At 68.2% G+C, this 23,073-nt stretch carries 18 protein-coding genes and 8 tRNA genes; 19 read left to right on the top strand and 7 right to left on the bottom strand.

The genetic code is table 11. From position 1 onward, the window contains the following. Positions 1-443: 443 nt before the first annotated feature. The 6 genes from F3J10_RS14085 to F3J10_RS14060 all read left to right on the top strand — a co-directional run bounded on the left by F3J10_RS14085 (position 444) and on the right by F3J10_RS14060 (position 7,759). Positions 444-797: a hypothetical protein gene (locus F3J10_RS14085; RefSeq protein WP_025099300.1), complete on the top strand. Its 354-nt coding sequence runs from the start codon at positions 444-446 to the stop codon at positions 795-797. 229 nt (positions 798-1,026) lie between these two features. Further along, a complete protein-coding gene (locus tag F3J10_RS14080; protein WP_205200285.1) occupies positions 1,027-2,919 on the top strand; it encodes an extracellular solute-binding protein in 1,893 nt (630 codons plus the stop codon). A gap of 142 nt (positions 2,920-3,061) precedes the next feature. Beyond that, positions 3,062-4,102 (top strand): ABC transporter permease subunit, encoded by a 1,041-nt coding sequence (locus tag F3J10_RS14075; RefSeq protein ID WP_025099302.1) that lies wholly within the window; start codon positions 3,062-3,064, stop codon positions 4,100-4,102. Between the two features lies 1 nt (position 4,103). After that, positions 4,104-5,201 (top strand): ABC transporter permease, encoded by a 1,098-nt coding sequence (locus F3J10_RS14070; RefSeq protein WP_025099303.1) that lies wholly within the window; start codon positions 4,104-4,106, stop codon positions 5,199-5,201. Beyond that, positions 5,198-6,955 (top strand): dipeptide ABC transporter ATP-binding protein, encoded by a 1,758-nt coding sequence (locus F3J10_RS14065; RefSeq protein ID WP_240155585.1) that lies wholly within the window; start codon positions 5,198-5,200, stop codon positions 6,953-6,955. The genes F3J10_RS14070 and F3J10_RS14065 overlap by 4 nt, the downstream gene beginning before the upstream one ends. Positions 6,956-7,069: 114 nt before the next feature. Beyond that, positions 7,070-7,759, top strand: coding sequence for a C40 family peptidase (locus F3J10_RS14060; protein ID WP_013698554.1), 690 nt, complete (start codon positions 7,070-7,072; stop codon positions 7,757-7,759). Between the two features lie 207 nt (positions 7,760-7,966). Here the strand turns inward: F3J10_RS14060 and F3J10_RS14055 are convergent, their stop codons facing one another. Next, positions 7,967-8,905 carry a patatin-like phospholipase family protein gene (locus tag F3J10_RS14055; protein ID WP_166916418.1) on the bottom strand — a complete coding sequence of 313 codons (939 nt, stop codon included), beginning with the start codon at positions 8,903-8,905 and terminating at the stop codon, positions 7,967-7,969. Positions 8,906-9,320: 415 nt separating this feature from the next. On the opposite strand from F3J10_RS14055, the gene gltX reads away from it, so the two are divergent. The 10 genes from gltX (at position 9,321) to F3J10_RS14005 (ending at position 12,730) form a co-directional block, all read left to right on the top strand. Continuing rightward, entirely contained in the window at positions 9,321-10,721 is a 1,401-nt protein-coding gene (gene gltX, locus F3J10_RS14050; protein ID WP_025099306.1) for a glutamate--tRNA ligase, read from the top strand. A gap of 140 nt (positions 10,722-10,861) precedes the next feature. Further along, positions 10,862-10,937: transfer RNA gene (locus tag F3J10_RS14045), tRNA-Ala, on the top strand. A gap of 156 nt (positions 10,938-11,093) precedes the next feature. Next, positions 11,094-11,169 (top strand) — tRNA-Glu (locus F3J10_RS14040). Between the two features lie 77 nt (positions 11,170-11,246). Then, positions 11,247-11,323: transfer RNA gene (locus F3J10_RS14035), tRNA-Asp, on the top strand. Positions 11,324-11,402: 79 nt separating this feature from the next. Then, a tRNA-Glu gene (locus F3J10_RS14030) sits at positions 11,403-11,478 on the top strand. Between the two features lie 77 nt (positions 11,479-11,555). Then, a tRNA-Asp gene (locus F3J10_RS14025) sits at positions 11,556-11,632 on the top strand. 103 nt (positions 11,633-11,735) lie between these two features. Continuing rightward, positions 11,736-11,811 (top strand) — tRNA-Ala (locus F3J10_RS14020). A 36-nt stretch (positions 11,812-11,847) separates the two neighbouring features. Further along, a tRNA-Glu gene (locus F3J10_RS14015) sits at positions 11,848-11,923 on the top strand. Positions 11,924-11,999: 76 nt separating this feature from the next. Continuing rightward, positions 12,000-12,076: transfer RNA gene (locus tag F3J10_RS14010), tRNA-Asp, on the top strand. A gap of 186 nt (positions 12,077-12,262) precedes the next feature. Next, positions 12,263-12,730: a GNAT family N-acetyltransferase gene (locus F3J10_RS14005; RefSeq protein ID WP_013698551.1), complete on the top strand. Its 468-nt coding sequence runs from the start codon at positions 12,263-12,265 to the stop codon at positions 12,728-12,730. On the opposite strand, the gene F3J10_RS14000 is transcribed toward F3J10_RS14005, so the two are convergent. Next, complete coding sequence (locus F3J10_RS14000) at positions 12,723-13,673, bottom strand: helix-turn-helix transcriptional regulator (protein ID WP_167233599.1); 951 nt, start codon at positions 13,671-13,673, stop codon at positions 12,723-12,725. The two genes, F3J10_RS14005 and F3J10_RS14000, sit on opposite strands and share 8 nt — an antisense overlap. Before the next feature lie 280 nt (positions 13,674-13,953). On the opposite strand from F3J10_RS14000, the gene F3J10_RS13995 reads away from it, so the two are divergent. Further along, positions 13,954-14,382 (top strand): gamma-glutamylcyclotransferase family protein, encoded by a 429-nt coding sequence (locus F3J10_RS13995; protein ID WP_025099308.1) that lies wholly within the window; start codon positions 13,954-13,956, stop codon positions 14,380-14,382. A gap of 126 nt (positions 14,383-14,508) precedes the next feature. Here the strand turns inward: F3J10_RS13995 and aceB are convergent, their stop codons facing one another. Together aceB and F3J10_RS13985 are read right to left on the bottom strand one after the other, a co-directional pair. Further along, on the bottom strand, positions 14,509-16,101 hold the full coding sequence (gene aceB, locus F3J10_RS13990) for a malate synthase A (RefSeq protein ID WP_036050830.1): 1,593 nt from the start codon (positions 16,099-16,101) through the stop codon (positions 14,509-14,511). 104 nt (positions 16,102-16,205) lie between these two features. Further along, complete coding sequence (locus F3J10_RS13985; protein ID WP_017920954.1) at positions 16,206-16,949, bottom strand: haloacid dehalogenase type II; 744 nt, start codon at positions 16,947-16,949, stop codon at positions 16,206-16,208. Between the two features lie 136 nt (positions 16,950-17,085). Between F3J10_RS13985 and F3J10_RS13980 the strand changes: the two genes are divergently transcribed. Beyond that, the gene (locus F3J10_RS13980; protein WP_025099311.1) at positions 17,086-17,988 is read left to right on the top strand and encodes a LysR family transcriptional regulator; all 903 of its coding nucleotides are present in this window, start codon (positions 17,086-17,088) and stop codon (positions 17,986-17,988) included. 216 nt (positions 17,989-18,204) lie between these two features. Beyond that, entirely contained in the window at positions 18,205-18,642 is a 438-nt protein-coding gene (locus tag F3J10_RS13975) for a universal stress protein (protein WP_025099312.1), read from the top strand. A 247-nt stretch (positions 18,643-18,889) separates the two neighbouring features. Here the strand turns inward: F3J10_RS13975 and aceA are convergent, their stop codons facing one another. The 3 genes from aceA to F3J10_RS13960 all read right to left on the bottom strand — a co-directional run bounded on the left by aceA (position 18,890) and on the right by F3J10_RS13960 (position 22,931). Then, positions 18,890-20,197: an isocitrate lyase gene (aceA, locus tag F3J10_RS13970; RefSeq protein ID WP_166915846.1), complete on the bottom strand. Its 1,308-nt coding sequence runs from the start codon at positions 20,195-20,197 to the stop codon at positions 18,890-18,892. Between the two features lie 373 nt (positions 20,198-20,570). Continuing rightward, positions 20,571-22,148 carry a DEAD/DEAH box helicase gene (locus F3J10_RS13965; protein ID WP_025099314.1) on the bottom strand — a complete coding sequence of 526 codons (1,578 nt, stop codon included), beginning with the start codon at positions 22,146-22,148 and terminating at the stop codon, positions 20,571-20,573. Between the two features lie 513 nt (positions 22,149-22,661). Continuing rightward, a complete protein-coding gene (locus F3J10_RS13960) occupies positions 22,662-22,931 on the bottom strand; it encodes an acyl-CoA-binding protein (protein ID WP_013698541.1) in 270 nt (89 codons plus the stop codon). Positions 22,932-23,073: the final 142 nt, after the last annotated feature.

Genomic DNA, 23,073 nt, shown 5'->3' with positions numbered 1-23,073 from the left:
GCTGGTCGCGGCGCGGCGCGCGAATGCGGCGGCCGCGCTGGCGGTCACGCGCTTCGGGCCGGCCACCGCGCCGACGCGCGAGGAGATCGACGCGCTGCTCGACGGCGCCTGGTCGCGCTGAGTTGCGCTGAGTTGCGCGCCGGGCCGCACTGAATGCCCATCGCGCCGGCTTCGCGCCGGCGCTCCCGGCACGCGTTCGCACGCTCGCCGCTACAATACGCGCGCCGTCTATGGCGCTCGACACCTCCCGCGATCCTCCATCGACCCGCATCCTCGCGCATTCGCCGCCCCGGCCGGGGCCGAGTCCGGCGAAATGTAACAAGACGTTAGGGATGCGCATGTCACGCGATGCCGCGCATCAGTTCTTACAAAGTGGAAATATGCGGGCGGGGCCCGAGTCGTTATAGTCGAATCACTCAATGAAACCACCGGAAGGGGACTCCATGAAAAGCTTGCGTGTTGCTTCGCTCGTGACCGGTCTGGCCGCGCTGTTCGTGTCGGGCGCGGCAATGGCGGGCGTCAGTGTCGGCATCAACCTCGGCGCTCCGGCCTATGTCGCACCGGCACCCGTCTATGCGCCGCCGCCGCCCGCCTACTATCAACCGGCACCCGTCTATGCGCCGGCACCCGCGATCGTGATCGGCTGGCACGGCGACCGCTACTGGGACGGCCGCCGCTACTGGGGCCGCGACGAGTGGAATCGCCATCACGGCGGCGGCTGGCGCGGCGGCCCGGGCTGGCATGGCGGCGGCCCCGGCTGGCACGGCGGCCACGGTGGCCCGGGCTGGCATCATTGAACCATCGCCGGGCCGCGGCCCGGTGCAAGGCGCCTCCTATATAGAGGTTCGCCGAGCCGCCGAGCCGCCCGCTGATGACAAACCGCCCTCGCGAGGGCGGTTTTCTTTTGCGCGCTCGACGATGCAAGGGGCAGGGCGCGCCGGCCCGGCACGGCGAATGCCCCACCGAGCGGAGCGGACTCGGTAGAATGCGCGACACCGCCAACGAACCACGAGCGATTCCGCCTTCATGCCGATTCCGTCGTTCCGGGCCGCCGCGCTTTGCCGCGCCCCGCGTGCCGCCATCGCCGCCTTGCTGGCCGTGTTCGCCGTGGCGGCCGCGCCTTCCGCCCATGCCGTCTATGCGATCGCGCAATACGGCGAGCCGAAGTACCCGCCCGGCTTCAAGCATTTCGACTACGTGAACCCGGACGCGCCCAAGGGCGGCACCCTGGTGCTGGCCAACCCGAACCGGCTCACCACCTTCGACAAGTTCAATCCTTTCACGCTGCGCGGCAATCCCGCGCCCGGCATCGGCCTGCTGTTCGAGAGCCTGATGACGGGCAGCGCCGACGAGCCGGCCAGCGTCTATGGCCTGCTGGCCGACGACGTGGCGATCGCCCCGGACCGGCTCTCGGCCACCTTCCATCTCAATGCCCGCGCGCGCTTCTCGAACGGCGACCCGGTCATGGCGGACGACGTGAAGTATTCGTTCGACACGCTCAAGAGCCCGCAGGCCGCGCCGCAGTACGCGGCCTATTTCGCCGAGATCAAGCGCGCGGTGGTGGTCGACGCGGCCACCATCCGCTTCGAGTTCGCGCGCGCGGACCGCGAACTGCCCCTCACCGCCGGCGCGATTCCCGTGTTCTCGCGCAAGTGGGGCGCCCGGCCCGACGGCAGCCACGTGGCCTTCGACCAACTGGCCTTCGAGCCGCCGATCGGCAGCGGCCCCTACCTGATCGAGCGCTACGACACCGGCCGCAACATCACCTACCGGCGCGATCCGCATTACTGGGGCGCCGACCTGCCGGTGCGGGTGGGCACCAACAATTTCGCGCATGTCGTCTACAAGCTCTACGGCGACGGGGTGGCGCGCCTGGAGGCCTTCAAGGCCGGCGAATACGACGTGCTGGTCGAGTACATCGCGCGCAACTGGGTGCGGCGCGACGTCGGCAAGCGCTTCGACAGCGGCGAGCTGGTCAAGCACGAGTTCCGCCAGCACAACGGCGCGGGCATGCAGGGTTTCATGATGAACCTGCGCCGGCCGCTGTTCCAGGACGTGCGCGTGCGCGAGGCGCTGGACCTGGCCTTCGACTTCGAATGGCTGAACCGCCAGTTGTTCTACGGCGGCTACACGCGCCTGAACAGCTATTTCGCCGATACCGAGCTGCAGGCCACCGGCACGCCGGGCGAGGGCGAGCTGGCGATCCTGGAACCGTTGCGCAAGCAACTGGATCCGGCCGTGTTCGGGCCGATGCCCGAGCAGCCCTCGACCAATCCGCCGGGTTCGCTGCGCGCCAACCTGCTCCAGGCGCGCGCGCTGCTGGCCCAGGCCGGCTGGACCTATCGCGACGGCGCGCTGCGCAACGCGCGCGGCGAGCCGTTCCGCTTCGAGATCCTCGACGATTCGGGCGGCTCGATGGAGCCGGTGGCGGCCGTCTACCAGCGCAATCTCGCCAAGCTCGGCATCGAGGCGCGCTTTCGCACCGCCGACTTCGCCCTGCTGCAGAAGCGCCTCGACGCCTTCGACTACGACATGACCACAATCCGCTACCCGGGCGTGCAGGTGCCGGGCAGCGAGCAGGTGCTGCGCTACGCCAGCCGCTACGCCGACCAGACCGGCTCGGACAACCTGATCGGCCTGAAATCGCCGGCCGTCGACACGATCCTGAAGACCCTGGTGCAGGCGCAGACGCGCGAGCAACTGCTCGACGCCACCCATGCGCTCGACCGCGTGCTGATGCACGGCTACTATGCCGTGCCGCAGTGGTACAGCACCATGCACCGGGTCGCCTACCAGCGGCGGCTGGCCTATCCCGCGACGCTGCCGCTGTACTATTCGGCGGAGGACTGGGTGGTGTCGATGTGGTGGGAGAAACCCGCCGCGAACGCCGCGAATGCCGCCTCGGCGGCGGGGCACTGAGCCGTGGGCATGCATCCGGCCGGCTCGCCTCGCCATCGCGCCACCCTTCGCGCACGGCCCGCGCGGCCGTCGCGCCCGTCGTTTCCGCCGTCCCCGTCGTTCCCCTAACCGCGCCGCGCGCACCGCCTGGTCGATCCCGCCTATGTGGAGCTACATCCTCAAACGTCTGCTGCTGATGATCCCGACCCTGCTCGGCGTGCTGACCATCACCTTCGCGGTGATCCAGTTCGTGCCGGGCGGCCCGGTCGAACAGGCGATGCAGGAACTGCGCAAGGGTGCCGAGCAGGGCCATGTGCCGTTCGGCATGCGCGCCTACTCGGGCGTGGACCCGCAGCAGCTCGCCCAGCTCAAGGCGCTGTACGGCTTCGACAAGCCGCCCATCGAGCGCTACGGCCTGATGCTGGAGCGCTTCGCGCATTTCGACCTGGGCCAGAGCTACTTCCATCACCAGAGCGTCTGGTCGCTGGTGGTCTCGAAGCTGCCGGTGTCGATCAGCATCGGCATCTGGACCTTCCTGCTGACCTACCTGATCTCGGTGCCGCTGGGCATCGCCAAGGCGGTCTACAACGGCACGCCCTTCGACGTGGCCTCGAGCCTGGCGGTGCTGGTCGGCTACGCGATCCCGGGCTTCGTGCTCGGCGTGCTGCTGCTGGTGCTGTTCGGCGGCGGCTCGTTCTGGCAGTTGTTCCCGCTGCGCGGCCTGAGCTCGGACAACTTCGCCCAGCTGAGCCTGGCCGCCAAGATCACCGACTACCTCTGGCACCTGGTGCTGCCGATTACGGCCTCGGTGGTGGGCAGCTTCGCGGTGATCACCATGCTCACCAAGAACGCCTTCCTCGACGAGATCCGCAAGCAGTACGTGCTGACCGCGCGCGCCAAGGGCCTGTCGGAGCGGCGCGTGCTCTGGAAGCACGTGTTCCGCAACGCGCTGCTGCCGCTGATCGTGGGCTTCCCGGCCGCCTTCATCGGCGCCTTCTTCTCGGGCAGCCTGCTGATCGAGACGCTGTTCTCGCTCGACGGCCTGGGCCTGCTGTCCTACGAGTCGGTGATCCGCCGCGACTACCCGGTGGTGCTCGGCACGCTCTACCTGTTCACGCTGATCGGCCTGGTCACCAAGCTGGTTTCCGATCTCTGCTACGTCTGGGTCGACCCCCGGATCCAATTCGACCAACTGGAGCGCTGAGTTGAGCCGAACCGCCGTTTCCTCCCGCGTCGACGCCGCCCGCGCGCGCGTCTCGCCGTCTCCCGCGCGCCGCGTCTGGCAGCGCTTTCGCCGCCAGCGCCTGGGCTACTGGAGCCTGGTGGTGTTCCTGGTCGCCTTCGCGATCAGCCTGGCCGCGCCGCTGTGGTCCAACGACAAGCCGCTGGTGGTGCGCTACGACGGCCACTGGTACTTCCCGATCGCCAAGGACTATGCCGAAACCACCTTCGGCGGCGATTTCCCGACCCCGGCCGACTACCTCGACCCTTACGTGCGCAAGCGGATCGATGCGCCGGGCAACTTCGCGATCTATCCGCCGAACCGCTACTCCTACACGACGCTGAACTACTTCTCGGCGCTGCCGAACCCGGCGCCGCCCTCGCGCGACAACTGGCTGGGCACCGACGCGCAAGGGCGCGACCTGCTCGCGCGGCTGGTCTACGGCTTCTGCGTATCGGTCGAGTTCGCGCTGGTGCTGACCCTGATCGGCACCGTGCTGGGGATCCTGGCCGGCGCGGTGCAGGGCTTCTACGGCGGGCGCATCGACATCGTCGGGCAGCGCCTGATCGAGATCTGGAGCTCGATGCCCGAGCTCTACCTGCTGATCATCTTCGCCTCGATCTTCGAGCCCAGCTTCCTGCTGCTGATCGTGCTGCTCTCGCTGTTCGGCTGGATCGGCCTGGCCGACTACGTGCGCGCCGAGTTCCTGCGCAACCGCACCCAGGACTACGTGCGCGCCGCGCGCGCGATGGGCCTGTCGAACTGGCAGATCATCTGGCGCCACGTGCTGCCCAACAGCCTCACGCCCGTCATCACCTTCCTGCCGTTTCGCATGAGCGGCTCGATCCTGGCGCTGACCAGCCTCGACTTCCTCGGCCTGGGCGTGCCGCCGCCCACGCCGAGCCTGGGCGAGCTGCTCTCGCAGGGCAAGGCCAATCTCGACGCCTGGTGGATCTCGCTGGCGACCTTCATCGTGCTGGTGTTCACGCTGCTGCTGCTGACCTTCATGGGCGACGCGCTGCGCAACGCGCTCGATTCGCGCGTGGCCGATACCTCGCGCGCGGCGGGAGGTGCGCGATGAAGCCGGCGCTGGGAGCGAAGCGCCCGGTGCCGCAGGCGCAGGCGGATCGACCGGAACGAGCGGGCCTGACAGGCCCGGGGAGCGCCCCGCGAGCCCCGGGGCAGGGCGCGGGTGCGACCGATCGGGCCGGCGGCGCGGCGGCGCCGGGCGAGCCGCTGCTGTCGATCGAGCACCTGCGCGTGAGCTTCGGCGACACGCTGGCCGTCGACGACGTCTCGCTGACGATCGGCCGCGGCGAGCGTGTGGCCCTGGTCGGCGAGTCGGGCTCGGGCAAGAGCGTGACCGCGCTGGCGATCCTGCGCCTGTTGCGCGACGCCGAGCAGGGCGGGCGCATCCGCTTCGACGGGCGCGAGCTCGGCGCGGCCAGCGAGCGCGCCATGCGCGGCCTGCGCGGCGCGCAGATCGCGATGATCTTCCAGGAGCCGATGACGGCGCTCAATCCGCTCTACACGGTGGGCGACCAGATCGTCGAGACCATCGTGCTGCACGATGGGGTTTCCAAGCGCGAGGCGCGCGCGCGTGCCATCGCGCTGCTGGGGCGCACCGGCATCGCCGAGCCCGAGCGGCGCGTCGACAGCTATCCGCACCAGCTTTCCGGCGGCCAGCGCCAGCGCGCCATGATCGCGATGGCGCTGGCCTGCCGGCCGCGCCTGTTGCTGGCCGACGAGCCGACCACCGCGCTCGACGTGACGATCCGCGCGCAGATCGTCGAGCTGCTGCTGGACCTGCAGCGCGACGCCGAGCTCACGCGCGGCATGTCGATCCTGCTGATCACGCACGACCTGAACCTGGTGCGCCGCTTCGCGCAGCGCGTGGCGGTGATGGAGAAGGGCAGGCTGGTGGAGAGCGGCGAGGTGGAGCGGATCTTCGCCGAGCCCGAGCATCCCTACACGCGCAAGCTGCTGAACAGCCGGCCGCAGCGCACCGCCGCGCCGGTGCTGCCGATCGCGCCGGTGATGCTCGACGCGCGCGAGGTGACGGTCGGCTTTCGGCAGAAATTGCCGGGCCTGGCGGGGTGGTTCCGCAGCGGGCGCTTCACGGCGGTGAAACAGGTCAGCGTGTCGGTGCGGCAGGGCGAGACGCTCGGGGTGGTGGGCGAATCGGGCTCGGGCAAGTCGACCCTGGCGATGGCCCTGCTCGGCCTGCAGCGCATCGAGGCCGGCCAGATCGAATTCGACGGCCGCCCGCTGGCGAGCTGGCGCGGCGCCGACGCGCGGCGCCTGCGCGCGCGCATGCAGGTGGTGTTCCAGGATCCGTTCGGCTCGCTCTCGCCGCGCCATACCATCGAGCGCATCGTCGGCGAGGGGCTGGCCCTGCACCGGCCCGAGCTGTCCGCCGAGGCGCTGCGCGAGCGCGTGACGGCGGTGCTGCGCGAGGTCGGGCTCGATCGCACGGTGCTGCATCGCTACCCGCACGAGTTTTCGGGCGGCCAGCGCCAGCGCATCGCGATCGCCCGCGCGCTGGTGCTGGAGCCCAGCATCCTGGTGCTCGACGAGCCCACCAGCGCGCTCGACGTGTCGATCCAGCAGCAGGTGCTGAAGCTGCTCGCCAACCTGCAGCGCAAGTACAACCTCGGCTACGTGTTCATCAGCCACGACCTGGAAGTGATCGGCGCGATGGCGCACCGGGTGGCGGTGATGCAGGGCGGGGAAATCGTCGAGAGCGGGGAAGTCGGAAAAATTTTCACGGAACCGTCACATCCGTACACGCGCAAACTCCTGGCCGCGGTCGGCCAGCCAGGGCTGCCCCAATGATGTGCAGATATTGATTGAATTTTTCAATTCATTTTGACAAACAAATACCGTCTGGCTAGTATCGACCGAAATTTCCGGCAATCACCTGATTTTTAAGCACAAAATTACCGACCGATGCAGCACCGCTCCCTCACCCAGGTATGTACGCGCGCCGTCGCCGGGCTGTTTGTCGGCGTCCTGATTGCTGCGGCTCCCGGCGCGTTCGCCGACGAAGCCGGCAGTTTTAATCAGAATGTCGCATTCTCGACCCAGTCCGGGTCGAATTCCTCCACCCAGAATCCGCAAGCCAGCGCCCCGGCAGCCAGCACGGGCGGCGCCAAGTCGTTCCTCTCCGGCATGGCCGGCAAGGCCGGCGACGTGGTGGTCGGCGCGCTGAACATGATCGGCGTGCGCTACCGCTGGGGCGGCAATTCCCCCGATTCGGGGCTCGATTGCAGCGGCTTTGTGCGCTACGTGTTCCAGGACACGCTCGGCATGTCGCTGCCGCGCCGCGCCGAGGAAATGAGCCGCGTCGGCGAGAAGGTCCGCATGAGCGAGCTCAAGCCGGGCGACCTGGTGTTCTTCAACACCATGCGCCGCACCTTCTCGCACGTGGGCATCTATATCGGCGACAACAAGTTCGTGCACTCGCCCTCGACGGGCAGCACGATCCGCGTCGACGATCTCGACAGCAGCTACTGGGAAAAGCGCTTCACCGGCGCGCGCCGGCTCGAGTCGGAATTCCCGACCAAGCCCGACGACCTGCGCCAGCGCGTGAGCGCGACGATCGGCGGCAACGCGGCGGATTTCACGCCGGGCAACTGATCGCCGCACCGCGGCAGGCAAGCATGGCCGACCCCGGCTTCCGCAAGGAGCCGGGGTTTTTGCTTTGGGGCTTCGGAAAGGGGATGGCGGCGGGGCGGGCGGGGTGAGCGTCGCGTGCCGGGCCGCGAGGCGCCCTGGAGGGCGCTGGCGGTGCCAGGCGAGGTCCGAGGCGGCCCCGGGCTGCCCCGGGCGGCTCGGCAGGCGCCCTCAGGCGCTCGCGCGTGCCTGCGCGGCCGCCAGCTTGCTCTGCAGCTCCGGCATGATCTTCGCGGCCGCTTCCTCGCCGGCCAGGATCGCCGCGTTGCGCTGCGTGAAGTCGCTCGCGCTCATCGCCGCCAGGTTCGGGCGGATCACCACGTCGGCGTACTTGTCGAGCTCGTAGGCCTTGATGGTCTGGCCCATGATCGTGAAGGTCTGCAGCAGCAGCTCGATCGGGTTGCCGGTGGCGGCGCCCTCGGGGCGCGCCGAGATGTCGACGGCGATCACGAAGTCGGCGCCCATCCTGCGCGCGAACGAGGCCGGCACCGGGCTCACCAGGCCGCCGTCGACGTACTCGCGGCTGCCGATGCGCACCGGCTCGAACACCGAGGGCACGCTGCTCGAGGCGCGCACCGCCAGGCCCGTGTTGCCGCGCTGGAACAGGATCGGCTGGCCGCTCTGCAGGTCGGTGGCGACGATGCCCAGCGGGCGCGTCATCTTTTCGATCGGCCGGTTGTTGAGCGTCTTGTTGATGTAGTTCTGCAGCGCCACGCCCATCAGCAGGCCGCGCGAGCGCCAGGGCAGGGCCCAGTCGCTGATCGAGGCCTCGTCCATGGTGAGCGCCAGCTTGTTGAGGTCGAAGGCGTTCAGCCCCGAGGCGTACAGCGAGCCGACCACCGAACCCGCGCTGGTGCCGGCCACCAGGTCGATCGGGATGCTGCGCGCCTCCAGCGCCTTGAGCACGCCGATATGCGCGAAGCCGCGCGCGGCACCGCCGCCCAGCGCGATGCCGACCTTCAGCGGCCGGCGCGGCTGGGTGGCCGCCACCGGCGGCGGGGGCGTCTTGCCGGCATCGGACTTGCCGCCGAACGAGGTGCACGCGGCCAGCGACGCGGACATCGCGGCCAGGGAAAACTGGCGACGGGACAGGCGGGGGGACGACGACATCGGGGCTTTCTCCGGCAGACGGGGGCGGCCGCGCGCGAGGGCGCGACGAAGGGCGAGGCGGCGCGTGCCGAGCGGGCGCGCGGGCGGCCTCGCGCGCGGCGGACCTGCCGCGGCGCGCACATCATAAAGCAAGCGGCCGGGCGGCGGCACAAGCGGGCGGCGAAGACGCGCGAAGCTTGTGCGAAGGGGCCCGGGGCGGGGCCGCGAGCGCCTGTCATGTCGCGCGGCGGGCCTGCGTGCAGGGCGCCGCGGCCTGGCCGAACGGCCGGGGGCATGCCCGGAAGCGGGCCGTCGGCGGTTATAATTCCCGATCTTTCTTCCCGCCGCCGACCGCGTCCGGCCGTATCGCCCGCCGCGCGCCGTCGCCGCGTCGTTTGCCATCCGGGCCGCGCGAGCGGCCATCGAGTTACCGTCCATGACCCGTCCTGTCCGTACCCGCTTCGCTCCGAGCCCGACCGGCTTCATCCACCTCGGCAACATCCGTTCGGCCCTCTATCCCTGGGCCTTCGCGCGCAGCACCCAGGGCGCCTTCGTGCTGCGCATCGAGGACACGGATCTCGAACGTTCGTCGGAGGCTTCGGTCGACGCGATCCTCGAGGGCATGAAGTGGCTCGATCTCGATTTCGACGAGGGCCCGTTCTACCAGATGCAGCGCATGGACCGCTATCGCGCGGTGCTCGCGCAGATGCTCGAGAAGGGCCTGGTCTATCCCTGCTACATGTCGACCGAGGAGCTGGATGCGCTGCGCGAGCGCCAGCGCGAGGCCGGCGAGAAGCCGCGCTACGACGGCACCTGGCGCCCGGAGCCGGGCAAGCTGCTGCCCGAGCCGCCGGCCGGCGTGCAGCCGGTGCTGCGCTTTCGCAATCCGCTGACGGGCTCGGTGGTGTGGGACGACGCGGTGAAGGGCAGGATCGAGATCTCCAACGAGGAGCTCGACGACCTGGTGATCGCGCGTCCCGACGGCACGCCGACCTACAACTTCTGCGTGGTGGTCGACGATCTCGACATGCAGATCACCCACGTGATCCGCGGTGACGACCACGTCAACAACACGCCGCGCCAGATCAACATCCTGCGCGCGCTGGGCGGCGAGGTGCCGGTCTACGCGCACCTGCCGACCGTGCTGAACGAGCAGGGCGAGAAGATGAGCAAGCGCCACGGCGCGATGAGCGTGATGGGCTATCGCGACGCGGGCTACCTGCCCGAGGCCGTGCTCAACTACCTGGCGCGGCTGGGCTGGTCGCACGGCGATGCCGAGATCTTCTCGCGCGAGCAGTTCGTGTCCTGGTTCGACCTCGAGCACCTGGGCAAGTCGCCGGCGCAGTACGACCACAACAAGCTCAACTGGCTCAACAACCACTACATCAAGGAAGCCGACAACGCGCGCCTGGCCGAGCTGGCCAAGCCCTTCTTCGCCGCGCTCGGCATCGACGAGGCGACGCTCGCGAGCGGCGCGGACCTGCCCGGCGTGATCGGCCTGATGAAGGATCGCGCCTCCACCGTGAAGGAGATCGTCGACGGCGCGGCGATGTTCTATCGCGTGCCGGCGCCGGACGCGGAGGAACTCGCGCAGCGCGTCACCGATGCGGTCAAGCCGGCGCTGGCGGGTCTTGCCGAGGCGTTGAAGGCGGCCGAGTGGAGCAAGGAAGGCATCGCGGCCGCGCTGAAGGCCACGCTCGCCGAGCATGGCCTGAAGATGCCGCAACTGGCGATGCCGGTGCGTCTGCTGGTGGTGGGCACCACGCATACGCCCTCGCTCGACGCGGTGCTTGCCCTGCTGGATCGAAATGTCGTAATCTCGCGCCTCGCTGTTTGAGGTGATGGAGCGCCTCGGAGCGGGCCGGTATTTCCGGCCGGCTTTCGAGGGAGTCGCGGGATGAAAATTTTTGCGATTCCGATAAAAAGGGTATTTACAAACTCTGGGGTGCTCTCTATAATCTCGTTTCTGTTCTGCAAGGGGGTATAGCTCAGCTGGGAGAGCGCTTGCATGGCATGCAAGAGGTCAGCGGTTCGATCCCGCTTACCTCCACCAACAGAACGGTTTTTGCAGTAGTCTGGTTGAAGTGTCGGCGGTGAAGCGGTTTGAAAAAAATCCTTCACAAATCGCTGAAAACCAGTAAGAATCTCGGTCTTTGCTGGATGCGCAAACAGCAAGGGCCAGCGGCAAGACAGAGTCTGAGAAGATTTTGTCCCCTTCGTCTAGAGGCCTAGGACATCACCCTTTCACGGTGAGTACAGGGGTTCGAATCCCCTAGGGGACGCCAGTCATCGCGTCGTACCCGATTGGTGCGAAGCAGGCAGGCCGAGCGTGATCAGCGCAGGTCTGTCGTGACGAATGTGTGGAGCGGTAGTTCAGTTGGTTAGAATACCGGCCTGTCACGCCGGGGGTCGCGGGTTCGAGTCCCGTCCGCTCCGCCACCAAACGCAAAGCCCGTTCGGCTGTTCGATGAACGGGCTTTATCGTTAAAGGTGCAAGCAGTAGAAGTCGCAGTACGCAGTCCCCTTCGTCTAGAGGCCTAGGACATCACCCTTTCACGGTGAGTACAGGGGTTCGAATCCCCTAGGGGACGCCAAGATTCGGCGTCGTTCGAGATTCGATCGATGTGCCGGCGGGAATTGACCAACGCCTGCCGGTGAGCTGTAAAAGACTGGAGCGGTAGTTCAGTTGGTTAGAATACCGGCCTGTCACGCCGGGGGTCGCGGGTTCGAGTCCCGTCCGCTCCGCCAGATACGCAAGGCCCGTTCGGCTGACATTTGAACGGGCTTTATTGTTGAAGGGCAAGGGTAGTAAAGGGGTTGGCAGTCAGCAGCTCCTGCGTTCATGGTGCAAGGGGGTATAGCTCAGCTGGGAGAGCGCTTGCATGGCATGCAAGAGGTCAGCGGTTCGATCCCGCTTACCTCCACCATTCGAACGTTGAGGTAATGAGTCGTAGCGGTACGCAGTCCCCTTCGTCTAGAGGCCTAGGACATCACCCTTTCACGGTGAGTACAGGGGTTCGAATCCCCTAGGGGACGCCAAATTCGGCGTCGTTCGAGATTCGATCGATGTGCCGGCGGGAATTGACCAACGCCTGCCGGTGAGCTGTAGAAAACTGGAGCGGTAGTTCAGTTGGTTAGAATACCGGCCTGTCACGCCGGGGGTCGCGGGTTCGAGTCCCGTCCGCTCCGCCAGATATGCAAAGCCCGTTCAGGAATACCTGAACGGGCTTTTTGCTTTTCAGGGGCTTGGCCGGCCTTCGGCTTCGGCGTCGTCCCGCCCGGGGTTTCGTCTTCTTCTCGCCGTCATCGGGCAATTCGCCATTGCATCGGCCGCGCGCTGCGCTATCGTGGCGAGGATCCGGGATTTTCCTCGACGCCATGCTCGATCCCACCGACCTGAGACTGCTGTTCCAGCTCCGCCCGGCCGAGGCGGACGACTTCGAGTTCGCCGAAGCGCTCACGCACGCCAACATGGGCGACTACTACCGTCGCCATGGCCTGCAGTGGCGTGCCGACCTGTTCTACCTGAGCTGGTGCGAATCGGAGAACTTCATCCTCGAGCGCGACGGCGAGCGCGTCGGCGTGATGCGGATCACCGAGGAGGGCGACTCGCTGCATATCCGCGACGTGCAGATCCGCGACGGTCATCGCGGGCTCGGCGCCGGCAGCTACCTGCTCGACACCGCGCATCGCTGGGCGCAGGCGCGCGGCCTGCGCGAGACGCAGTTGCGCGTGTTCGTCGACAATCCCGCCGCCAAGCTCTACCTGCGCATGGGCTACCGGCTCGCCGGGCCGCGGCTCGCGCAGTTCGGCTCGATCCGGCACATGGTGCGGCTCGTCAACTGAGCTTGCGCGGGGCCTCGGCGCGCTGCGTGCCGGGCGCGGCGACTGTTTCGGAGAACGTCGTTGCGGCCGTATCGGCGTCGGCGGCGGCTTCGCTGGCCGCGGCCGGGTCGTCAGGGTCGACCGGATCGATAGCGGGAGCACCGGCATCGCCGAGCATGAAGGCGCGCGGGCTCTTGCCGAAGGCGCGCCGGAACATCGCCGAGAACGCGCTCTGGCTCTGGTAGCCGAGCTCCTGGGCCACATGCGACATCGGCCGCCCCTGGTTCAGCAGCGGAATCGCGCGTGCGAGCAGCGCCTGCTGCTGCCATTGCGTGAAGCTCACCCCCAGTTCCTGGCGAAACAGCCGCGCGATGGTGCGCGTGCTCGCGCCCACGCTGGCGGCCCAGTGATCGAGCGATTCGGCCTGGGCCGGATGCGCGAGCACGGCCTCGCACAGCGCGCGCAGGCGCTTCTCGGACGGCATCGGCACGGCCAGCGGCAAGGGCTCGCTGCGCGTCAGTTCGTCGAGGATCAGGGCGGTGAGCAGGCGCTCGCGCGTCTGCGCCAGGGTGCGCACGTCGAGCGCGGTGATCAGCTCGCGCAGCAGGCCCGAGACTTCCACCACGCGGCAATCGTCGAGCCCGCCGGGCAGCGCCGTCTCGTCGATGTAGAGCGTGCGCAGGAAGGCATCCTCGACCACCACGATCTCGTGCGCCACGCGCGGCGGCACCCAGATCGCGCGCGAGGGCGGCACCATCCAGGTGGTGCCTGCCGTGGTCACGCGCAGCACGCCGCGCGAGGCGTAGGCGAGCTGCCCCCAGGCATGCGTGTGCTGCGGGATGCGCGTGCTGGCCGCCATCGGGCGGGGACGCACGCGCAAGGGGTGCTCGGGCGTCGGCGCGAATTCGGGCGGGATGTCGATCGTGATCGGCGCTAAGAGGGAGAGGGCAGGGGCGGGTTTCATCGGACGCGCGGCGGCTGGACCAAGCGATATTGTATGAGCGGCGGCGCCTTGCCGCTGCCGCGCCGGTCGCGGCGCCGGCAGCGCGCTGTCCCGGTTTTGCCGGCCGCATGCGATTCAATATGAGGCAGGGGGTGACAGCGCGGCCCGGCTGCGCGATGATCGCCTCGCGCCGGAAACTCTCGGCGGTCGCGGCGGACGACCTCGGGATGTGCCCCCGGGATGCGCCCCGGCGCCCGCGCCCGCTCGTTACCGCGATGCCTCGACAGGAGAAGGAATCAGGATGCGCCACGTATTCGTCTACGGCACGCTGCGTGCCGGCGAGATCAACGACATCGGCCGCGCCGCCGCGCGGCATGGCATCGGCGCGCCGCGGCTGCTCGGTTCGGCCGCGCTGCGCGGCCGGCTCTACGACTTCGGCGATTATCCGGGCATGGTGCCCGGCGCGGGCGAGGACCAGGTGCACGGCGACGTCTACGCGATCGACGAGCGCCTGGTGCCGGTGCTCGACGAGATCGAGGAGGTCTATCCCGGCGTCGACGGCCTGTTCCTGTCGCGGCAGGTCACGGTCGAGCTGGCCGGGCGGCGCTACGACTGCCTCTATTACCCGGTGGGCGAGCATTCGGTGGCCGAGCGGCCGCGCATCGCCTCGGGCGACTGGGTGGCCCACCGGCTCGCGCGCCAGGTGCCGGCCGAGCTGCAGGCCGGCTGAGACGGCGGCTTCGCGGGCCCACCGCGGCCAATAGGAAAACGGGCGTGCCGTTCGACAAGCATCGAACGGCACGCCCGTTTTTCGTTCCGGTGCGGGCCGGTGGCGCCGGCCCGCGTCACGCCAGGCTCAGATCTCCTCGTAGAGCGGCAGCGTCAGGAATTCGGTGAAGGATTCCGAGGTGGACATGCTCTCGAAGATCGCGGCGGCGCGCTCATAGGGCTGGGTATCGCCCGCCACCACCTGCTTGACCTTGTCGAGCTCGACCTTCGCGTACTCGCGCACCATCTCGGCCGTGACCTTGCGGCCGTCGTCGAGCACGCCCTTCGGCGAGCGGATCCATTGCCAGACCTGCGAGCGCGAGATCTCGGCGGTGGCCGCATCCTCCATCAGGTTGTGGATCGGCACGCAGCCGTTGCCGGCCAGCCAGGAGCCCAGGTAGTGAATCCCGACGTTGATGTTGTTGCGCAGGCCCGCCTCGGTGATCGGCGCTTCCGGCTGGAAGTCGAGCAGGTTGCGGCCTTCGATCTGCACGTCGTCGCGCTGCTTGTCGATCTGGTTCGGACGATCGCCCAGCACCTTGACGAATTCCTCCATCGCGATCGGCACCAGGCCCGGGTGCGCGACCCAGCCGCCGTCGTAGCCGTCGCCGGCATCGCGCGCCTTGTCCGAGCGCACGCCGCCCATCGCCTTGTCGTTCGCTTCCGGATCGTTCTTGATCGGGATCAGCGCGCTCATGCCGCCGATCGCCGGGGCGCTGCGCTTGTGGCAGGTCTTCAGCAGCAGCAGCGCGTAGGCGCGCATGAAGGGCACCGTCATGGTGATCTTCGAGCGGTCGGCCAGGCAGAACTCGCGGTCGTTCTTGAACTTCTTGATGGCCGAGAAGATGTAGTCCCAGCGGCCGGCGTTGAGGCCCGAGCTGTGCTCGCGCAGCTCGTACAGGATTTCGTCCATCTCGAAGGCGGCCAGGATGGTCTCGATCAGCACGGTGGCGCGGATCGTGCCGCGCGGCACGCCGATCGCCTCCTGGGCGGCCACGAAGATGTCGTTCCAGAGGCGCGCCTCCAGGTGGCTTTCCATCTTCGGCAGGTAGAAGTAGGGGCCCGAGCCGCGCGAGAGCAGTTCCTTCGCGTTGTGGAACAGGTAGAGCGCGAAGTCGAACACGCCGCCCGAGACGCGCTGGCCATCCACCGTGACGTGCTTCTCGTCGAGGTGCCAGCCGCGCGGGCGCACGATCAGCGTGGCCACGCGCTCGTTGAGCCGGTACGACTTGCCGTTCTGCTCCAGCGAGATGGTCTTGCGCACCGCGTCGAACAGGTTGATCTGGCCGTCGAGCTGGTTGGTCCACACCGGCGCGTTCGAATCCTCGAAGTCCGTCATGTAGGAGTCCGCGCCCGAGTTCAGCGCGTTGATGATCATCTTGCGCTCGACCGGCCCGGTGATCTCGACGCGGCGGCATTGCAGGTCGGCCGGCAGCGGCGCGACCTTCCAGTCGCCGTCGCGGACCGCCTGGGTGTCCGCGAGGAAGTCCGGGCGTTCGCCGGCGTCCAGGCGCCGCGTGCGCTCGGCGCGCAGCTTCAGCAGTTCCTGGCGGCGCGGCTCGAAGGCACGGTGCAGCCGGGCGACGAGTTCGAGCGCCTCGGGCGTCAGGATCGCGTCGTAGCCGGGGCGGATCTCGCCCGTGATCGCCATGCCTTGCGGCAGCTTCAGCGTGGTCGTCATGTGTTTCTCCTTGGTCGGTCAGTGCGAATTGCGTAAAGCGAATTGCGGAAAACGGATTACGAGAATCGAGATGCGCGAGGCGAAATCGACAACGGAAAACGACGTCAGGCGCCCGGGCCGGGGCGTGACGGCGGGGTGGCGGCGCCGGCCACGAAGGCCAGCAGGTCATCCATGCGCGCGCCGGTGCCGGCCGGCGCGACGCCGAGTTCCTCGCGCGGCGCGCCGCCGCGGTTCAGCCAGAAGGTGGTGTAGCCGAACCAGCCGGCGCCAGCCGCGTCCCAGCCGTTCGAGGAGACGAACAGGATCTCGCGCGGCGCCGCGCCGAAGGCCTCGGTGCCGAGCCGGTAGGCGGCCGCGGCCGGCTTGTAGGCGCGCACCGTTTCCACCGACAGCACGCGGTCGAACAGGCCCGCCATGCCGGCGCTCTTCACGGCGATGTCGAGCATGCGCGAATCGCCGTTCGAGAGGATCGCCAGGCGCGGCGCGCCGGGCAGCTCGCGCAGCCGGCGCAGGGCCGGCACGGTATCGGGGTAGGTGGACAGGCAGGCGTATTCGTCCATCAGCCGCTTCTCGGCGGCCGCGCCGAGTTCGAGGCCGAGCGAGCGGCCGGCATGGCGCAGCGCGTCGAGCGTGATGTCCCAGAACGGGCGGTAACGCGCCCCCTCGGGATCGGACAGCGTGCGCAGCTGGGTGTATTCGATCTGCTTGCGGCGCCACAGCTGGGACAGGGCATCGCCGCGCCCCGGAAACAGTTGCTCGGCCGCGGCGACCACCGCGTGCACGTCGAACAGCGTGCCGTAGGCGTCGAACAGGATGGCTTTGGGGGAGAGTGTCGTTATGGCCGACATAGCCGTGCGCTCCAGGTAGAGGTCGGAATCGATTCTATTCGTGATTCGGGAGGTTGGAAAATACGCTTTCCATCACTTGATCTTTTACTTTTATCAACCTAATCTGGCCGGCATCATCGATTTCCCCGCGTGAGACATGGACCGCTTCAAGCAGATCGAGACCTTTATCGCGGTGGCCGGCAAGGGCAGCCTGTCGGCCGCCGCCCATGCCGAGGGCGTGGCGCCCGCCATCATCGGCCGGCGGCTCGACGCGCTGGAGGAGCGGCTCGGCGTGAAGCTGCTGTTGCGCACCACCCGCAAGCTGACCCTGACCTTCGAGGGCTCGGCCTTCCTGGAGGACTGCCAGCGCGTCGTGCACGACATGCAGAACGCCGAGGCCAGCGTCTCGGCCGGCGGCGTGAAGGCCAGCGGGCACCTGCGCGTGTCGGGGCCGGCCGGCTTCGGGCGCCGCCATGTCGCGCCGCTGGTGCCGGCCTTCACCGCGGCGCATCCCGACGTGACGATCACGCTCGACCTGTCCGATCGCATGGTCGACCTCGTCAACGAGGGGTTCGACTGCGCGGTGCGGCTGGGCGAGCTGCCCGATTCCTCGCTGGTCTCGCTGAAGCTGGGCGAGAACCGGCGCGTGTGCGTCGCCGCGCCCGCCTACCTGGCGCGCGCCGGCACGCCGCGCACGCTCGAGGAGCTGGCGCGCCACCACTGCCTGGCGCTGGCCGCGAACGCCAACCAGCAGCGCGGCTGGGCCTTCCAGCAGGACGGGCAGATCGTCTCGATCCGCGTGGCCGGCCCGATGGAATGCTCGGACGGCGCGGTGCTGCACGAGTGGTGCCTCGAGGGCCATGGCCTGGCCTGGCGTTCCTGGTGGGAGGTGGGCGCCGATATCGCGGCCGGGCGCCTGGTGAGCGTGCTCGACGAGTTCGCCGCGCCGCCGATCGGGATCCACGCGGTGTTCCCGCAGCGCCGGCATCTGCCCTTGCGCGTGCGCTTGTTCCTCGACTTTCTCAAGCACACCTACGAGCGGCCGGGTTACTGGGGTTGAGGGGCGGGCAAGGCGCGATGCCGCCGAATCCGGGGTTGGATCCGGGGTTGAATCCAAGGCGCGGCGCCTGTCGATGCCCCGCGTTTCCGATATCAGGACGAACCCTTTGCCGAGGCGGTGCGGCCGCCACCGCGACCTACAATCGATCGGATGGAGGCCGCCACGGCGCCCCCGCGGGTCGTGCGGGCTGCCGCGGCTTGATCGACGGAGGGCGCCATGTTCAAGCACATCCTGGTTCCGACCGACGGGTCCGAGTTGTCGCGCAAGGCGATCGACGGCGCGATCGATCTCGCGCAGACGGTCGGCGCGCGCGTGACCGCCTATGCGTGTCTGCCGCAATATCCGTATTCCCCGTTCGCGGCCGAGGCGATGGTCGAGCCGCCGGCCGAATTCCGCGAGCGCAGCGAACGCGAGGCGCACGCGCATCTGGAGGAAGTCGAGGGCTGCGCGCGTCGCGCCGGCGTCGCCTGCGACAGTTGCACCAGCCTGCACCCGTCGCCCTACCTCGGCATCATCGAGGCGGCGGAGCGCGGCGGCTGCGACGTGATCTTCATGGCCTCGCACGGCCGACGCGGGCTCGGCAGCCTGCTGATCGGCAGCGAGACGCAGCGCGTGCTCACGCATACGAAAATCCCGGTGATCGTCTATCGGTGACGGGCGCCCCGGCAAGCCGGGCTGCCCCTGAATGAAAGACCGCGCGCCAGGGCCGGCGCGCGGTTCGTAACGGCCTGGCGATACCGTGCCCGGTGTCGCCGGTGCCGGGCGCGTGCATGGCACGCCCGGCTTGTGGTCTGTCGCGGCGCGGTGGTCCGCGCCTTTGTCGTCATCGCTCCCTGATCGCTGCCCGGGCGGGGCAGGACGAATCGTCCGGCCCCGCCTTCCTGCTGAACACGAAACCGGCTCAGGCGACCTTCTTGCCGTCGAAGAACTGTTCGTCCTCGGTCGAGCCGTGCAGCGCCGTGGTCGAGGCTTCGCGCTCGACCGTCTGGGTCACCGCGTCGAAGTAGCCGGTGCCCACCTCGCGCTGGTGCTTGACGGCCGTGAAGCCCTTGTCGGCGGCGGCGAACTCGGCCTGCTGCAGTTCCACGAAGGCGCTCATCTGGGTGCGGGCATAACCGTGCGCGAGGTTGAACATCGAGTAGTTCAGCGAGTGGAAGCCGGCCAGCGTGATGAACTGGAACTTGTAGCCCATCGCGCCGAGCTCCTTCTGGAACTTGGCGATGGTCGCGTCGTCGAGGTTCTTCTTCCAGTTGAAGGACGGCGAGCAGTTGTACGAGAGCATCTTGCCCGGGAACTGCTTGTGGATCGCCTCGGCGAACTTCTTCGCGTACTCGAGATCGGGCTTGCCGGTTTCGCACCAGACCAGGTCGGCGTAGGGCGCATAGGCCAGGCCGCGCGAGATCGCCTGCTCGATGCCGGGGCGCGTGCGGAAGAAGCCTTCGACGGTGCGCTCGCCGGTCAGGAAGGGCTTGTCGTTCTCGTCGATGTCGGACGTGATCAGGTCGGCGGCTTCCGCGTCGGTGCGCGCGATCAGCACGGTCGGCACGCCCATCACGTCGGCGGCCAGGCGCGCGGCGCCGAGCTTGGCGACGTTCTCGCGGGTCGGCACCAGCACCTTGCCGCCCATGTGGCCGCACTTCTTGACCGAGGCGAGCTGGTCCTCGAAGTGCACGCCCGAGGCGCCGGCCTCGATCATCGCCTTCATCAGCTCGAAGGCATTGAGCACGCCGCCGAAACCGGCTTCCGCATCGGCCACGATCGGCGCGAAGTAGTCGACGTAGCCTTCCTCGCCGGGGTTCTTGCCTTCCGACCACTGGATCTGGTCGGCGCGCGTGAGCGTGTTGTTGATGCGCTTGACCACCAGCGGCACCGAGTTGGCCGGGTAGAGCGACTGGTCGGGGTACATCTCGCCGGCCACGTTGGCGTCGCCCGCCACCTGCCAGCCCGACAGGTAGATGGCCTTGAGGCCCGCCTTGACCTGCTGCATGGCCTGGTTGCCGGTCAGCGCGCCGAGCGCGTTGACGAAGGGCTCCTCGTTGATGAGGCTCCAGAGCTTTTCCGCGCCGCGCTGGGCGATGGTGTGCTGGACCTCGATCGAGCCGCGCAGGCGGATCACGTCCTCGGCGCTGTAGCCGCGCTTGATGCCCTTCCAGCGCGGATCGCTTTCCCACTTCTGCTGCAGTGCCTTGGCCTGTTGTTGACGCGACATGATGAGTCTCCTTGAGAACATGAATCGGTGAGGGATACGAGTCCTGGGTTCGCGATCGGGAGGCGGGCGGTGCATCCGGCGCTTCGTTTCGTGAACTCTTGTATAAGAGTCTAGGGAAGCGTCCGGCGCGGCGACAGCGGCTTTGGTGGGCTCCTCTAAAATATTTACTTGTTGTTAATCAATGGTTTGAATGAGTCGTTTCGCGATGAGAAACGCCTTTTTCCATCTCGCAATCACCCGGCTTGTGCCACGCAGCATGATTTTTTACGAGACAAAAAAATTTTCCGTATCGTGAAATGTCAACGGCGGGCGAAAAAAAACCGGTGCCGAAGCACCGGTTTTGTCTTGCGTGGGGCGCACGAGGCGCCCGGGCTCAGGCTGCCGAGCCGCGACGCGGGCCGCGCGGGGCGTCGCTGCGACGGTTGCCGCCGTAGCCGCCTTCGCGGTTGCCGCCGCCGTTCGAGGGCTTGCCGCTCCAGCCGCCGCCATTGCCGCTGCCGTAGCTGCGGCCGCCTTCGCGATTGCCGCCGCCGTAGCCGCCTTCACGGCTGCCGCCCGGCTTGCCGCCGAAACGGCGACCGCCGCCGTTGCCGCCGCCCGGACGGCCACGGCTCGGGCCGTTGCGCGGGGGAGCCTTGCGCGGCTCGAAGCCTTCGATCACGTTGACCGGCAGCGGCGAACGCACGAAGCGCTCGATGCGCTTGAGGGCGCCCTGTTCGGCGTGGTGCACCAGGCTCACCGCGATACCCGAGCGGCCCGCGCGGCCGGTACGGCCGATGCGGTGCACGTAGTCCTCGGCGAACTTCGGCAGGTCGTAGTTGAAGACGTGCGTGATGCCGGGGATGTCGATCCCGCGCGCGGCCACGTCGGTGGCCACCAGCACGCGCACGCGGCGCTCGCGCAGCGCGCGGATGGTGCGGTTGCGCGCGCCTTGCGGCAGGTCGCCGTGCAGCGCGGCCGATTCGAAACCGGCATCGGCCAGGCGGCCGGCCAGCTGGTCGGCGTCGATCTTGGTGGCGGTGAAGATGATCGCCTGGTCCAGCGCGTCGTCGCGCAGCAGGTGGTCGAGCAGGCGATCCTTGTGGTCGCGGTCGTCGACGTAGTGGACCGTCTGGGCGATGTTGGTGCGCGCCTCCATCTTCTGGACGATCTCGATGCGCTCCGGATCCTTCAGCAGGCGGCTGGTCAGCGAGCCGATCTTGCCGTCCAGGGTGGCCGAGAACAGCATGGTCTGGCGCGAGGCCGGGGTGGCCGCGACGATGGTCTCGATGTCGTCGATGAAGCCCATGTCGAGCATGCGGTCGGCTTCGTCGAGCACCAGCATCTTCAGCTCGGACAGGTCGATGCGGCCGCGCTCGAGGTGGTCGAGCAGGCGGCCCGGCGTGGCGACCAGGATTTCCGGGTTCTTCGCCAGCAGCATCAGCTGCTGGCCATAGGCCACGCCGCCGAGGATGCTGACCGTGCGCAGGCGGCGCAGGTGCTTGCCGTAGGTCGAGGCGGCGGTGGTGACCTGCATCGCCAGCTCACGCGTGGGGGTCAGCACCAGCAGGCCCGGGCGGGCCACCGGCTGCGGGCGGCGCTGGCGGCGGTCGGCCGATTGCGGCTCGCGCGGCGCGCGCGGTTGTTGCGCCTGGGTCTTCTGCAGCTGCGCGAATCGCTCGATCGCGGGCAGCATGAAGGCGGCCGTCTTGCCGGAGCCGGTCGGGCTCGACACCAGGAGGTCGCGACCCGCGATGCCGGCGGGGATCGCGCGCTGCTGGACCGGGGTCGGCTTCACGTAGCCGGCGGCCTGCAGGGCGGAGACGATCTCCGGCGACAGCCCGAGCGACACGAAGCTCGGTTCGCCGTCGTCGGGCTGCGCAGCCTCGATGGGCGCGGCAGCGGCGTCGGTCAGACCGAGTGCCTGGTCGGCAATCGCGTTGAGCGGGCTTTGGGGTTGGCTCGAAGTCATATCAATCCTTGAAACACGGTGGGTGAAACGTCGGCGCCAATCGTGCATGCCCAAGTCGACAATGCATCGAGCAAATCGGGAACGTGACAGACGTCCGCGTTCGAGGAACGCAGACTCACTCACGGGTGCGTTAGAAGCTGTTTCGGGTGCGGCACACGGCGGAAATCCGGAAGTCGGAATTCGCCGAACACGCCGCCAGCCTGATACTTTGATGGCCGCGAAGGGCCCAGAGAGGCAGGAGGGGACAGGTTCTAAACTGGATTGGAGCGAAACGTACGAGGCGTCAAAACGGGGCTGGATGTGCAGCCCATACGTGACGCGAAGCGGATTATAGAGGGATTTGCTGCAGCGCGCCACTGCTATCGTGGCGTATTTGTGAAATGCCGGCGCGATGCCGGCGAATTCGATACGTTTCGTTACACGTTTGTCCCGCTTTGGCGGCGGTTCGGCAGCCGCCCGGGGCCGCGGGCAAGGCGGCACCAGCCGCGAGGCGGCGGGCGCCGGCCACGCGGCTCAGGAGGCGGCGCCGCTCTTCAGGTCTTCCACCAGCTGCACGTACTGCTTCTGGGCCTCTTCCTGCGAGGTGCCCTTCAGCGCGGCCCAGGCGTCGTACTTGTACTTGCCGACGATGTCGGTGAAGCCGGGCTTCTCGCCGTTGACGTCGCCTTCGCTGCCTTGCTTGTACAGCGCGTAGAGACGCAGCAGGGTCATGTTGCCGGGCTTCTCGCTCAGTTGCTTGACGTCCACCAGCGCTTGCTCGAACTGGGCTTGGATATCGCTCATCGGGTGTCTCCGAGGGGTTTTCAGGTCGGCAGATGGTAGCAAGCGGCGCCGCCGGGCGGGTCGAGCGATCCTTCCAAACCGGCTGGCCGCCGCCCCGGCCGATCATGATGTGCCGGCCGCCGGTTTCGAAACGCCCGTGCCG

The organism is Burkholderia sp. Cy-637 (assembly GCF_011753175.1).
Lineage (GTDB): Bacteria > Pseudomonadota > Gammaproteobacteria > Burkholderiales > Burkholderiaceae > Burkholderia > Burkholderia gladioli.
Note: the sequence above shows the minus strand (reverse complement) of the source record. Positions and strands in the feature narration are given on the sequence as shown.

What these genes read in the sequence shown, in the direction of transcription:
- F3J10_RS14055 (WP_166916418.1), bottom strand. Translation starts at nt 8,905, where the DNA reads ATGTCGTCGTCCCCCCGCCTGTCCCGTCGCCAGTTTTCCCTGGCCGCG.
- gltX (WP_025099306.1), top strand. Translation starts at nt 9,321, where the DNA reads ATGACCCGTCCTGTCCGTACCCGCTTCGCTCCGAGCCCGACCGGCTTC.
- F3J10_RS13965 (WP_025099314.1), bottom strand. Translation starts at nt 22,148, where the DNA reads ATGACTTCGAGCCAACCCCAAAGCCCGCTCAACGCGATTGCCGACCAG.
- F3J10_RS14005 (WP_013698551.1), top strand. Translation starts at nt 12,263, where the DNA reads ATGCTCGATCCCACCGACCTGAGACTGCTGTTCCAGCTCCGCCCGGCC.
- F3J10_RS14075 (WP_025099302.1), top strand. Translation starts at nt 3,062, where the DNA reads ATGTGGAGCTACATCCTCAAACGTCTGCTGCTGATGATCCCGACCCTG.
- F3J10_RS13960 (WP_013698541.1), bottom strand. Translation starts at nt 22,931, where the DNA reads ATGAGCGATATCCAAGCCCAGTTCGAGCAAGCGCTGGTGGACGTCAAG.
- F3J10_RS14080 (WP_205200285.1), top strand. Translation starts at nt 1,027, where the DNA reads ATGCCGATTCCGTCGTTCCGGGCCGCCGCGCTTTGCCGCGCCCCGCGT.
- F3J10_RS13995 (WP_025099308.1), top strand. Translation starts at nt 13,954, where the DNA reads ATGCGCCACGTATTCGTCTACGGCACGCTGCGTGCCGGCGAGATCAAC.
- F3J10_RS14060 (WP_013698554.1), top strand. Translation starts at nt 7,070, where the DNA reads ATGCAGCACCGCTCCCTCACCCAGGTATGTACGCGCGCCGTCGCCGGG.
- aceA (WP_166915846.1), bottom strand. Translation starts at nt 20,197, where the DNA reads ATGTCGCGTCAACAACAGGCCAAGGCACTGCAGCAGAAGTGGGAAAGC.
- F3J10_RS13985 (WP_017920954.1), bottom strand. Translation starts at nt 16,949, where the DNA reads ATGTCGGCCATAACGACACTCTCCCCCAAAGCCATCCTGTTCGACGCC.
- F3J10_RS13975 (WP_025099312.1), top strand. Translation starts at nt 18,205, where the DNA reads ATGTTCAAGCACATCCTGGTTCCGACCGACGGGTCCGAGTTGTCGCGC.
- F3J10_RS14000 (WP_167233599.1), bottom strand. Translation starts at nt 13,673, where the DNA reads ATGAAACCCGCCCCTGCCCTCTCCCTCTTAGCGCCGATCACGATCGAC.
- F3J10_RS14085 (WP_025099300.1), top strand. Translation starts at nt 444, where the DNA reads ATGAAAAGCTTGCGTGTTGCTTCGCTCGTGACCGGTCTGGCCGCGCTG.
- aceB (WP_036050830.1), bottom strand. Translation starts at nt 16,101, where the DNA reads ATGACGACCACGCTGAAGCTGCCGCAAGGCATGGCGATCACGGGCGAG.
- F3J10_RS14065 (WP_240155585.1), top strand. Translation starts at nt 5,198, where the DNA reads ATGAAGCCGGCGCTGGGAGCGAAGCGCCCGGTGCCGCAGGCGCAGGCG.
- F3J10_RS13980 (WP_025099311.1), top strand. Translation starts at nt 17,086, where the DNA reads ATGGACCGCTTCAAGCAGATCGAGACCTTTATCGCGGTGGCCGGCAAG.